Origin of the sequence: Nitratidesulfovibrio sp. D1, from assembly GCF_051133415.1 — a bacterium.
GTDB lineage: Bacteria > Desulfobacterota > Desulfovibrionia > Desulfovibrionales > Desulfovibrionaceae > Cupidesulfovibrio.
In genome coordinates this window covers 628,802-640,278 of record NZ_JBPGNZ010000001.1, presented here as the reverse complement: position 1 = coordinate 640,278, position 11,477 = coordinate 628,802, and the positions used below count along the sequence as shown (strand labels likewise).

The window sequence follows — 11,477 nt, the reverse complement described above, 5'->3', positions numbered from 1 at the left end:
TTCCGCGCGCAACCTGCATCCTCGCAAGGAGGCACGCCATGAGGATGAACAGGCGAGGCTTCATCAAGCTCGCGGCCACGGGCGCCGTGGCCACCGCGTTCGGGGGGCTGGGCATCAGCCTTGCCCCGGTCGCGGTCCATGCCGAAGGGCTGGCCATCGACAAGGCCACCCTGACCACTTCCGTATGCTGTTACTGTGCCGTGGGCTGCGGCCTGCTGGTCTGGACCGACCCCGTTACGGGACGCACCATCAACATCGAAGGCAACCCGGATCACCCCACCAACGAAGGCACCCTGTGCCCCAAGGGCGCGTCCATCTGGCAGACCGCCGAGCAGAGCCAGCGGGTGACCAAGGTGCTGTACCGCGCCCCCGGCAGCGACAAGTGGGAGGAAAAGTCATGGGACTGGGCGCTGCCGCGCATCGCCCGCAAGATCAAGGACACCCGCGACGCCTCGTTCGAGACGGTCAACGACAAGGGCCAGCCGGTCAACCGCACCCGGGCCATCGCGTCCGTGGGGTCGGCCGCCATCGACAACGAGGAGGGCTGGCTGTTGCAGGCCATGCACCGCTCGCTGGGCCTCGTCTATCTGGAGAGCCACGCCCGCATCTGACACAGTTCCACTGTGGGGGCTCTGGCAGAGTCCTACGGACGCGGCGCGATGACCAATCACTGGATCGACCTCAAGAACAGCGACGTGTTGCTGATCATGGGCAGCAACGCGGCGGAGAACCACCCCATCTCGTTCAAGTGGGTGACCCGCGCCCAGCAGCGCGGGGCAACGCTGATCCACGTGGACCCGCGCTTCACGCGCACCTCGGCCAAGGCCGACCTGTACGCGCCCATCCGCTCGGGCACGGACATCGTGTTCTTCGGCGGGCTGATCCGGCACATTCTGGAGAACGAGCTGTATTTCAGGCAGTACGTGGTGGACTACACCAACGCCTCGTACCTGGTGGGGCCGGACTACGGCTTCAAGGACGGCCTGTTCTCCGGCTTCAACCCCGCCGCGGCAAGCTATGACCGGAAGACCTGGGCCTTCGTCACCGACGACAAGGGCGTCAGCCTGAAGGACCCCACCCTGAAGGACCCGCGCTGCGTGCTTCAGGTGATGCGCCGCCACTACGCCCGCTACGACCTGAAGACCGTGGTGGACGTCACCGGCATGCCGGAAGACAAGGTGCTGGCGGTGTGGAACGCCTTCGCGTCCACGGGCAGGCCGGACCGGGCGGGCACCATCCTCTACGCCATGGGCCAGTGCCAGCACACCGTGGGCGTGCAGAACATCCGCGCCCTGTCCATGATCCAGATGCTGCTGGGCAACATCGGTATCGCGGGCGGCGGGGTCAACGCGTTGCGCGGCGAATCCAACGTGCAGGGCACCACGGACATCGCCCTCCTGTGCGACAACCTGCCCGGCTACCTGCCCATTCCCCGCGCCGTCTGGGCCGACTACGACGCCTACGTGAAGGCGGGCACCCCGGTCACCAGCGACCCGCAAAGCGCCAACTGGTGGTCCAACCTCGACAAGTACGCGGCGTCGTTGCTGAAGGCCATGTACCCGGAGGCGGACCACCGCACCGCCTACACCTGGCTGCCCAAGATCGACGACACCAAGGTGGTGGAATACTCCTGGCTGTCGCTGTTCGAGCGCATGTACAACGGCGGCTTCAAGGGCGCGTTCGTGTGGGGGCAGAACCCCTGCGCGGGCGGGGCCAACGCGGGCAAGAACCGCAAGGCCATGGCCAACCTGGACTGGACGGTGGTGGTCAACCTGTTCGAGAACGAGACCTCGCTGTTCTGGAAGGGCCCCGGCGTGAACCCCAAGGACGTGAAGACCGAGGTGTTCTTTCTGCCCGCGTGCATGAGCGTGGAAAAGGACGGCTCCATCGCCAACTCCGGCCGCTGGCTGCAATGGCGCGAGAAGAGCGCGCAGTTCATGGGCGATTCGCTGAGCGACGGCGACATCGTCATCCGGCTGTTCGAGGAAGTGCGCAAGCTCTACAAGGCGGAGGGCGGCAAGTTCCCCGAGCCCATCCTGAACCTGGACACCGCCTACCTCAAGGACGGCTTCTACGACGCGGGCGCGCTGGCCAAACGCCTCAACGGCACGTTCCTGAAGGACGTGACCATCGCGGACAAGCAGTGGAAGGCGGGCCAGCAGGTGCCCGGTTTCGCCGCGTTGCAGGCCGACGGCTCCACCGCGTGCGGCTGCTGGATATTCTCCGGCTGCTACACCGAGCAGGGCAACATGATGGCCCGGCACGACCGCACCCAGACCCCGGAACAGGCGGCCATCGGTCTGTTCCCCAACTGGTCGTACGCCTGGCCCGCCAACCGGCGCATCCTGTACAACCGCGCCGGGGTGGACCAGACGGGCAAGCCCTTCGACCCCAAGCGCGCGGTCATCGCCTGGGACGGGACGAAATGGACGGGCGACGTGCCCGACGGCGGGTGGAAGCCCGGCGAAAAGCTGCCGTTCATCATGGTGCGCGAAGGGCGCGGCCAGTTGTTCGGCCCCGGCCGGGTGGACGGCCCCCTGCCGGAACACTACGAGCCCTTCGAAAGCCCGCTGGCGGCCAACCCCCTGTCGCCGCAACGGGTGAATCCCACGGCCCTGCACTTCGCCCACGAGGAAAAGGCCGTGCGCGACCCGCGCTTCCCCTACGTATGCACCACCTACCGGGTGACCGAGCAGTGGCAGTCCGGCGCCATGACCCGCAAGACCGCGTGGCTGAAGGAAATGCAGCCCGACGGCTTCTGCGAGATGAGCCGCGAGTTGGCGGCGCAGCTGGGCGTGGCCAACGGCGACCAGGTGGTGCTGGAATCGGTGCGCGGCAAGGTGCAGGTGGTGGCCATCGTCACCCCGCGCCTGAAGCCGTTCACCGTCATGGGCGAAACAGTGCACCAGGTGGGCATTCCCTGGCAGTTCGGGTGGGGCCAGAAGAAGAACGCCACGTTCGATTCGGCCAACCTGCTGTCGCCTTCGGTGGGCGACCCGAACACCGGGATTCCCGAGACGAAAGTCTTCATGGTCAACGTGCGGAAAGCCCAGCCCGGAAAGCAAGGGTAGGTGAGTCATGAGCGAGAACAAGGGCAAGACCTTCTTCATCGACCAGACCCGCTGCACCGCCTGCCGGGGCTGTCAGGCCGCCTGCAAGCAGTGGAAGAAGCTGGCCGCCGACGAGACCGTGAACACCGGCAGCTACCAGAACCCGCCGGACCTCAACGGGCACACCTTCAAGCTGGTGCGCTTCAACGAGGTGGAGGTGGACGGAAAGCTGAAGTGGGTGTTCTTTCCCGAGCAGTGCCGCCACTGTCTGGAGCCGCCGTGCAAGATGATGGCGGACGCCTTCATCCCCGGCGCCATCATCCAGGACGAGGCCACCGGCGCGGTGCTCTACACCGAAAAGACGAAGGATCTGGATTACCAGACGATTCGTGAAGCCTGCCCCTACGACATCCCCCGCAAGGAGGAGTCCACCGGGCTGCTGACCAAGTGCAACATGTGCATCGACAGGGTGCGCGCGGGCATGCTGCCCGCCTGCGTCAAGACCTGCCCCACGTACACCATGCACTTCGGCGACCGGGACGACATGCTGGCCCTGGCCCACGCGCGGCTGGCCGAAGTGCAGAAGACATCCCCGGCGGCCCTGCTGGCCGATTCCGACCTTGTCCGGGTGCTGTACCTGTGCGAGGTGCACCCCAGCCACTACCACCACCGCATGGTGGCCGACGCCTCGGACCGCATCGGGCCGTTCAGCCGCCGGGCGCTGCTGGCCATGCGCCCGCTGCGCACGGGGTAGCCGCCGCATGGCGGGTACCGCCAGACCGGAAAACACATCGGGCCGTCCGCATCGCGCGGACGGCCCGTTTCATGTGCGGCGGCTGGAGGCTTCCCCCCTGCGCATGCAGCAGGAAAGCCTGCCGATTGCATCAGTCGGCGCGGCACGACGCCTTGTCGTTCCTGTATGCCTTCAGGAAGACATTGACGGCGTTCCTTATGGCGATATCTGCTTCGGCATCCGTTATCTCATGCCTGATGCAAAGCATGAGCGGCATGTGGAAGGGAGATTCGCAAAGCGCGAAAAAGTGGTCTGCTGCGGTTGATGTGCATGGAATGTCAAGCAACCCATCGGAATGTGCGGTTGCAAGATACGCTTCGAACTGTCCCTTGAACTTCAGGATGCAGGTTTCGTAAAAAATGCGGCCGATTTCCGGGAGGCGGGGGGCTTCATGATAGAACAGGCGAAGCAGTGCGATGGAGGTTTCATCCACGATAAGTCCGAGAAACCGTTTCCCGAGTATGGTCAGCACGCTTTCCGGATATTTCGCATGGTCCGGCAGCTTGAAGACCCACGCATCCGCCTGCATCCTGTCTTGCAGGTAGGCTTCGAAGAGGGCCTCCTTGCTGTTGAAGTAGGCGTACAGCGTGCCCTTCGAGCCCCCCACGGCGGCCGCAATCTGCGACATCGAGGTGCCCTGGTAGCCGTGTTCGAGAAACAGCCCTCCGGCGATTTCGAGAATCCTGGACCTTCGGTCCCGTGGCGGACGGCCCTGCGTCATGACGTGTCCCCTTCCTTGGCGATGAGTACCGGCAGCATACCCGACATGGGCGGGTGTTGACAACGCAGCGTTTGAACCGTACCGTACGGTCATAAACAGGAAGGCGCAAGGCGTTGGCCGGAGGACGCGTATGTGCACCCCGCAGGACGAAAAGACGAGGACGCGGCTGCTGCACGCGGCGAAGGTGGTCTTTGCGTCGGACGGCCTGGAGAAGGCCACCGTCCGGAAGATCATCACGCTGGCGAAAACCAACATCGCCGCGGTGAACTATCATTTCGGCAGCAAGGAAAACCTCTATGTCGCGGTGCTGCGGGACTATCTGGAGCAACGCCTGCGCCGCAACCCGAGGGACGGCGGCGTGCACGCCCTGTCCACGCCACGGGAACGCCTGCGCGTGTACGTGCGCAGCGTGCTGGCGCAGTTCACCTGCGATGACGACCCCGTTTCGACCCGTTTGGGCAAGCTGCTGGCGCAGGAGTTCATCCAGTCGTCGTCACGATATTTCCATGTCATCATCGATGACTATTGCGGCCCGTCGTACCTGATGCTGGTCGACATCCTGAAGCCGCTGCTGCCCGGCGCGGACAAGGTGGTCGTATCGCGCTGCGCCGCGAGCATCCTGGGACAATGCGTCCTGTACGGGCAGGCGAAGGAAGTCATCAACGCAATGTCGCCCGCCATGGCGCTGAACCCCGGCAACGTGGACGCCGTGGCGGACTTCATCGTGGAATTCACCCTTGGCGGCATAGAGCGGCTGAATGTGGGCCGCGCCATGCCCGCCTTTTCCTGAAAGACGGAACAACCTCAAGGATATTCACGGAAGGCTCAGGAAATCATATGGATACAAAACGTCTTATTCCGGTTGTCATCATCTGCGCCGCGCTTGTCGCGGCGCTTTCCGGTTGCGGCCAGGACCAGCAGGCCGCCGGCCCCGCCCCGAATTCGGAGGTCACGGAGGCCACGGTGGTGACCGTCCGGCCCCGTCCGGTGACGCTTTCCACCATCCTGCCGGGGCGCACCTCCGCGTTCCTCGTTTCCGGCGTGCGCCCGCAAGTGGGCGGCATCATCCAGAAGCGCCTGTTCAAGGAAGGGGCGGACGTGAAGGAAGGCGAGGTGCTCTACCAGATCGACCCCGCCACCTGGCAGGCCGCCCACGACAGCGCCAAGGCTGCGCTGGCCAAGGCCGAGGCCGCCGTGGAACCCGCCCGGCTCAAGGCCGAACGCTACGCGGACCTGGTGAAGACCAACGGCGTGAGCAGGCAGGACAACGACGACGCGCAGGCCGCCCACAAGCAGTACGTGGCCGAGGTGGCGGCGGCCAAAGCCGCGCTGGAAACGGCGCGCATCAACCTTGGCTACACCCGCATCACCGCCCCCATCTCGGGGCGCATCGGCCGTTCGGCCGTGACGCCCGGCGCGCTGGTCACCGCCAACCAGGCCGACGCGCTGGCCACGGTGCAGCAGACCGACCCGGTCTACGTGGACGTCACCCAGTCCACCGGCGAGTTGCTGCGGCTCAGGCGCGCCCTGGCCGACGGCAGGCTGCGCAGGGCCGGGGCCGACGGCGCAAGGGTGACGCTGCTGTTCGAGGACGGCAGCGCGTATCCGCTGGAAGGCGCGTTGCAGTTTTCCGACATCTCCGTGGACCAGAACACCAGCGTCGTGACCCTGCGCGCCCTGTTCCCCAACCCGAAGCGCGACCTGCTGCCCGGCCTGTACGTGCGCGCCGTGCTGGAAGAGGGCGTGAACGAGAACGCCATCCTCGTGCCGCAGGCCGCCGTGACCCGCGACTCCAAGGGCAACCCCACGGTGCTGCTGGTCGGGGCCGACGGCACGGTGGAGCGCCGTTCCATCGGCGTGGACCGCGTGGTGGGCGGCGACTGGCTGGTGAGCGAAGGGCTGGCGGAAGGCGAACGGGTGATCGTGGAGGGATTGCAGAAGGTGACGCCCGGCGGCAAGGCGCGGGCCGTGGAAATGGACGCCGCCAATCCCGCGTCCGGCCCGACCGGCATATCCGGCGCATCCGGCGCGACCGGCGGCGCACAGCCCGCCGCAACCCCGGCCGCGCACCGGTAGGCGCGGGGAGCACGCATCATGGCAAGATTCTTCATCGACCGCCCGGTCTTCGCCTGGGTCATCGCCATCATCATCATGCTGGCGGGGGCCCTGTCGATCCTGAGCCTGCCCATTTCGCAATATCCCAAGATCGCCCCCACGGCGGTCACCATCAGCGCGTCGTACCCCGGCGCTTCCGCCAAGACCATGGAGGACACCGTCACCCAGGTCATCGAGCAGAAGATGAAGGGCATCGACAACCTGCGCTACATGTCGTCCACCAGCGACGCCACGGGGCAGGCCTCCATCACCCTGACCTTCGACGCGGACACCGACCCGGACATCGCCCAGGTGCAGGTGCAGAACAAGCTCTCGCTGGCCACGCCGCTGCTGCCGCAGGCCGTGCAGCGCCAGGGCATCGCGGTGAACAAGAGTTCCACGAACTTCCTCATGGTCATCGCGCTGGCCTCGGACGACCCGTCCATGACCGGCCGCGACCTCAGCGACTATGCCGCCACCTACCTGCTGGACCCCATCAGCCGCGTGGACGGCGTGGGCGAAACCGAACTCTTCGGCGCCCAGTACGCCATGCGGGTGTGGCTCGACCCGCACAAGCTGCTGAACTACAAAATGACCCCGGCGGACGTCAGCGGGGCCATCACCGCCCAGAACGCCCAGATATCCGCCGGGCAGATCGGCGGCACCCCCGCCGTGCCGGGGCAGGCGATGAGCTTCACCATCCTCTCCCAGTCGCTGCTGCAAACCGCCGGGGAGTTCGAGAATATCGTGCTGCGGGTGAACCAGGACGGCTCCACGGTGCGCCTCTCGGACGTGGGGCGCGTGGAGCTTGGCAGCGAAAGCTACGACGCCGTTTCCCACTTCAACGGCAAGCCCTCCACCGGCATCGCCATCAAGCTGGCCACCGGGGCCAACGCCCTGGACACGGTGCAGCGCGTGCGCGCCACCATGGAGGAATTGTCCAAGACCCTGCCTGAAGGCATCCACACCGTCTTTCCCTACGACACCACGCCCTTCGTGCGGGTGAGCATCGAAGAGGTGGTCAAGACGCTGGCCGAGGCCATCGTGCTGGTGTTCCTGGTCATGTACCTGTTCCTGCAGAACATGCGGGCCACCATCATTCCCACCATCGCCGTGCCGGTGGTGCTGCTGGGCACCTTCGGCGCGCTGGCGGCCTTCGGCTTCTCCATCAACATGCTGACCATGTTCGGGGTGGTGCTGGCCATCGGCCTGCTGGTGGACGACGCCATCGTGGTGGTCGAGAACGTGGAACGCATCATGGCCGAGGAGGGCCTGTCCCCACGGGAGGCCACCCGCAAGTCCATGGGCGAGATCACCGGGGCGCTGGTGGGCATCGCGCTGGTGCTGTCGGCGGTGTTCATTCCCATGGCGTTCATCAAGGGATCGTCGGGGGTCATCTACCGCCAGTTCTCGCTGACCATCGTTTCGGCCATGACCCTTTCGGTCATCGTGGCCATCGTGCTCACCCCGGCCCTGTGCGCCACCTTCCTCAAGCCCATGCACCGGCAGGAGCACAAGCCCCAGCACGGGTTCTTCGGCTGGTTCAACCGCCTGTTCGACAAGGCCAGCAGGGGGTACCGGGGGCATGTCGCGGGGGTGACCCGCCGCATCGGCCGGATGATGCTGATCTACCTGCTGTTCCTGGTGGCGACGGGGTTCCTGTTCCTGCGCCTGCCTTCCTCGTTCCTGCCGGAGGAAGACCAGGGGGTCATCTTCAGCCTGGTCCAGTTGCCCACCGGGGCGCCCCAGGAACGCACCCTCGAAGTGCTGGAGCAGGTCGAACACCATTTCCTCGTCAATGAGAAGGAATCGGTCAGTTCGCTGTTCACCGTGGCGGGGTTCAGCTTCGCGGGCAGCGGGCAGAATACGGGCCTTGCCTTCGTGCAGCTGAAGCCGTGGGGCGAGCGCAAGGGCGAGGGCATGGCCGCCGCGGCCATAGCCGGACGCGCCATGGGGGCGTTCTCGGAAATCAGGAACGCCCTGGTGTATGCCTTCACGCCCCCGGCGGTGATGGAGCTGGGCAACGCGTCGGGCTTCAACCTGTTCCTGCAGGACCGCGCGGGCCTGGGGCACGAGGCGCTCATGCAGGCCCGCAACCAGTTGCTGGGCATGGCCGCGCAAAGCCCCGTGGTCGTCGGCCTGCGTCCCAACGGGATGGAGGACACGCCGCAGTTCCAGATCGACATCGACAAGACCAGGGCCGGGGCGCACGGCCTGTCCATGGCCGACGTGAACGATACGCTGAGCACGGCGCTCGGCGGCGCCTACGTCAACGACTTCATCGACAGGGGCCGCGTGAAGAAGGTCTACGTGCAGGCCGATGCGGCCTACAGGATGATGCCCGAGGACATCAACGACTGGCACGTACGCAACGCCCAGGGCAACATGGTGCCGTTCTCCGCGTTTTCCTCCGGGCGCTGGACCTACGGTTCGCCGCGCCTGGAACGCTACAACGGGATGCCCGCGGTCGAACTGATAGGCAACGCCGCACCCGGCAAGAGCACCGGCGAGGCCATGGCAGCCATGGAGGAAATGGCGGCCAGGCTGCCTGCGGGCATCGGCGTCGAATGGACGGGGCTTTCGTACCAGGAACGCATGAGCGGCTCGCAGGCCCCGGCGCTGTACGCCATCTCCATTCTGGTGGTGTTCCTGTGCCTGGCCGCGCTGTACGAGTCGTGGTCCGTGCCCACGGCGGTCATCCTGGTGGTGCCGCTGGGCGTCATCGGGGCGCTTGCGGCCACCTACGGCCGGGGGCTGAACAACGACGTGTTCTTCCAGGTGGGGCTGCTGACCACCATCGGCCTTGCGGCCAAGAACGCCATCCTCATCGTGGAGTTCGCCATGCATCTGGTGAAGGCGGGCAAGCCGCTGCTGGAGGCCACGGTGGAGGCGTCGCGGCTGCGGCTGCGGCCCATCCTGATGACCTCGCTGGCCTTCGTGCTGGGGGTGCTGCCCATGGCCATCAGCACCGGGGCCGGGTCCGGCAGCCAGCGGGCCATCGGCACCGGGGTCATCGGCGGCATGCTCTCGGGCACGGTGCTGGCGGTGTACTTCGTGCCGGTGTTCTTCGTGTTGGTGTACCGGTTCGCCACGCGCGGGCGAAAGGCGGCGAAGCCGGAGAAGCCGGATTCCGGAACGCCCGTCGCCGCCCTGCCTTCCAACGACAACCCAGCCGGAACCCCCGGCGAGGTGACGCGATGATGTCCACCACACTCATACGCGGGGCCGCCCGGCTGGTGGCAGCGGTGGCGCTGGCCGCCCTGACCCTTGTACCATTGACCGGCTGCTCGCTGATACCCGAATACCACAGGCCCGCGCCGGACCTGCCCGCCGCCTGGAATGCGGGCGCGGCGGGGCACGCCGCCCAGCCCGCCGGACAGGCCCCAGCCGTGCCCCAGGACTGGCGGCAGGTGGTGGCCGACGCGCCCATGGCCCGGCTGATCGACCTGGCGCTTTCCAACAACCGCGACCTGCGCGTGGCCGTGTTGCAGATCGAGAAGGCCCGCGCCCAACACGCCATCGCCCGTGCCGACCTGTTTCCGCACATCGACGCCAGCGGCGGGGCGGACATGGGCCGCACCTCGGCGCCGCTGTCCACCACGGGCGATGCGTACACCTCGCACGCCTATTCGGTGGGCGTGGGCTTCAGTTCGTTCGAACTGGACCTGTTCGGGCGCATCCGCAGCCTGAAGGAGCAGGCCCTGGAGCAGTTCCTGTCCACCGACGCCGCCGCGCGCAGCGTGCAACTGACCCTGGTGGCCGAGGTGGGGCAGGCCTACCTGACCCTGGCCGCCGATCGCGAACAGCTGGACCTGGCGCGGGAGATACTGGAGACGGAACGGGCCTCGTTCGCGGTGGTGCAAAGCCGGTACGACAACGGCATCGCCGGGGAACTGGACGTGGTCCGGGCCCGGACCACGGTGGACACCGCCCGCGTGAACGTGGCGGCCGCCGAGGCTCGGGTGACGGCGGACGAGAACACCTTGGCCCTGTTGCTGGGCATGCCCCTTTCGCCGGACCTGGCCCCGGCCCGCAGGCTGGCCGACGTGGCCCCGCTGGCCGACCCGCCCGCCGGGTTGCCTTCGGAAGTGCTGGCCCGCAGGCCCGACGTGGCGGCGGCGGAACATACCCTGAAGGCGGCCAACGCCAACATCGGCGCGGCGCGGGCCGCGTACTTCCCGCGCATCGGGCTTACCGCCAGCTACGGCAACGCCAGCACGGAAATGAACGACCTGTTCCGCGCGGGCTCGCGCACCTGGAGCTTCGTGCCGCAGGCCACCCTGCCCATCTTCCATGCCGGGGCCATCCGCGCCGGTGTGGAATCGGCCGAGGCGGAGCGGGACATTCAGGTGGCCCAGTACGAGAAGACCGTGCAGACGGCGTTCAAGGAGGTGTCCGACGCGCTGGCGCGGGGCACGTCGCTGGCCACCCAGGCCGAGGCCCAGACCTCGCTGGTGCAGGCCACGGGCACGGCCTACGACCTGTCCACCCGGCGCTACGAGCGCGGCGTGGACGGCTATCTGTCAAAGCTCGACGCGCAGCGGTCCCACGCGGCCGCCCGGCAGGATCTGGTATCCGTCCTGCTTTCGCGCCAGAGCAACCGCCTGACCCTGTTCAAGGCGCTGGGCGGCGGCTGGAACGGCGAACCCATGCCCGGCACGGGGCATGCGCAGGCTAACGAAATCGGCTCCCCCGCACCCGCCGCGGCCAACTGAGGGAGGTGTCCGGCAGCCCCCAGCCTGGTCACCCCCCTTCCGTCTCCTCCTCCGGATGGTGCCCGGCGGTGCGTCACACGAAAGCCCCCGCGTATTCGCGGGGG

7 protein-coding genes are annotated in these 11,477 nt (G+C 66.9%); 6 read left to right on the top strand and 1 reads right to left on the bottom strand.

The window, feature by feature from the left end; all coding sequences use genetic code 11:
- Positions 1 to 38 precede the first annotated feature (38 nt).
- Positions 39 to 3,071: a formate dehydrogenase-N subunit alpha gene (gene fdnG / locus ACR4XJ_RS02665; protein ID WP_434753747.1), complete on the top strand. Its 3,033-nt coding sequence runs from the start codon at positions 39 to 41 to the stop codon at positions 3,069 to 3,071.
- Between the two features lie 7 nt (positions 3,072 to 3,078).
- Positions 3,079 to 3,804, top strand: a complete 726-nt coding sequence (locus ACR4XJ_RS02660) for a 4Fe-4S dicluster domain-containing protein (RefSeq protein ID WP_434753746.1) — start codon at positions 3,079 to 3,081, stop codon at positions 3,802 to 3,804.
- Between the two features lie 130 nt (positions 3,805 to 3,934).
- Here ACR4XJ_RS02660 and ACR4XJ_RS02655 read toward each other — a convergent pair whose 3' ends face one another.
- A complete protein-coding gene (locus ACR4XJ_RS02655; RefSeq protein WP_434753745.1) occupies positions 3,935 to 4,564 on the bottom strand; it encodes a TetR/AcrR family transcriptional regulator in 630 nt (209 codons plus the stop codon).
- A 130-nt stretch (positions 4,565 to 4,694) separates the two neighbouring features.
- Here ACR4XJ_RS02655 and ACR4XJ_RS02650 point away from each other — a divergent pair, with 130 nt between their 5' ends.
- The 4 genes from ACR4XJ_RS02650 to ACR4XJ_RS02635 are packed head-to-tail and all read left to right on the top strand — an operon-like array spanning position 4,695 to position 11,373.
- Complete coding sequence (locus tag ACR4XJ_RS02650; RefSeq protein WP_434753744.1) at positions 4,695 to 5,354, top strand: CerR family C-terminal domain-containing protein; 660 nt, start codon at positions 4,695 to 4,697, stop codon at positions 5,352 to 5,354.
- A gap of 47 nt (positions 5,355 to 5,401) precedes the next feature.
- Complete coding sequence (locus ACR4XJ_RS02645) at positions 5,402 to 6,640, top strand: efflux RND transporter periplasmic adaptor subunit (RefSeq protein WP_434753743.1); 1,239 nt, start codon at positions 5,402 to 5,404, stop codon at positions 6,638 to 6,640.
- Positions 6,641 to 6,658: 18 nt separating this feature from the next.
- Positions 6,659 to 9,859: an efflux RND transporter permease subunit gene (locus tag ACR4XJ_RS02640; protein ID WP_434753742.1), complete on the top strand. Its 3,201-nt coding sequence runs from the start codon at positions 6,659 to 6,661 to the stop codon at positions 9,857 to 9,859.
- A complete protein-coding gene (locus ACR4XJ_RS02635) occupies positions 9,859 to 11,373 on the top strand; it encodes an efflux transporter outer membrane subunit (protein WP_434753741.1) in 1,515 nt (504 codons plus the stop codon). The genes ACR4XJ_RS02640 and ACR4XJ_RS02635 overlap by 1 nt, the downstream gene beginning before the upstream one ends.
- The last annotated feature ends 104 nt before the right edge of the window (positions 11,374 to 11,477 follow it).

Coding starts and splice junctions, on each gene's coding strand:
- ACR4XJ_RS02660 (WP_434753746.1), top strand. CDS start 3,079: ATGAGCGAGAACAAGGGCAAGACCTTCTTCATCGACCAGACCCGCTGC.
- ACR4XJ_RS02655 (WP_434753745.1), bottom strand. CDS start 4,564: ATGACGCAGGGCCGTCCGCCACGGGACCGAAGGTCCAGGATTCTCGAA.
- ACR4XJ_RS02650 (WP_434753744.1), top strand. CDS start 4,695: ATGTGCACCCCGCAGGACGAAAAGACGAGGACGCGGCTGCTGCACGCG.
- ACR4XJ_RS02645 (WP_434753743.1), top strand. CDS start 5,402: ATGGATACAAAACGTCTTATTCCGGTTGTCATCATCTGCGCCGCGCTT.
- ACR4XJ_RS02640 (WP_434753742.1), top strand. CDS start 6,659: ATGGCAAGATTCTTCATCGACCGCCCGGTCTTCGCCTGGGTCATCGCC.
- ACR4XJ_RS02635 (WP_434753741.1), top strand. CDS start 9,859: ATGTCCACCACACTCATACGCGGGGCCGCCCGGCTGGTGGCAGCGGTG.